This window comes from Vibrio proteolyticus NBRC 13287 (assembly GCF_000467125.1).
GTDB lineage: Bacteria > Pseudomonadota > Gammaproteobacteria > Enterobacterales > Vibrionaceae > Vibrio > Vibrio proteolyticus.
On the sequence record NZ_BATJ01000043.1, the window covers coordinates 1 to 513 of the forward strand.

1 protein-coding gene is annotated in these 513 nt (G+C 55.8%); it reads left to right on the forward strand.

Annotated elements, in window-relative coordinates; genetic code table 11:
• Positions 1–463: transketolase-like TK C-terminal-containing protein (locus tag VPR01S_RS21865; RefSeq protein WP_021707531.1), on the forward strand; the 463-nt coding region annotated here is incomplete at its 5' end.
• Positions 464–513 lie beyond the last annotated feature (50 nt).

The following is a 513-nucleotide window of genomic DNA, read 5'->3' on the forward strand; positions in this document are numbered from 1 at the left end:
CGCGCCAACTGCGCTGATCTTCTCTCGTCAGAACCTGGCGCAGCAAGCGCGTGATGCTGAGCAAGTGGCCAACATCGCCAAAGGCGGCTACATCCTGAAAGATTGCGCAGGCAAGCCTGAGCTGATTCTGATTGCGACTGGTTCGGAAGTGGAACTGGCAGTCGAAGCCGCAGCGCAACTCAGCGCCGAAGGCAAGCAAGTTCGCGTGGTCTCCATGCCATCAACGGATGCCTTCGATAAACAAGACGCAGCTTACCGTGAAGCGGTACTGCCATCAGACGTCACAGCACGCATCGCTATTGAAGCGGGTATCGCAGACTTCTGGTACAAGTATGTAGGCTTCGACGGTCGCATCATCGGCATGACCAGCTTCGGCGAATCTGCACCAGCAGGTGAGCTGTTCAAGATGTTTGGCTTCACCGCGGAAAACGTTGTCGATACGGCAAAGGAGCTGCTGGCGTAATCCGGTGACAAACACCATCATTGTCTAGAGGGCCAGTCGGCCCTCTTTTT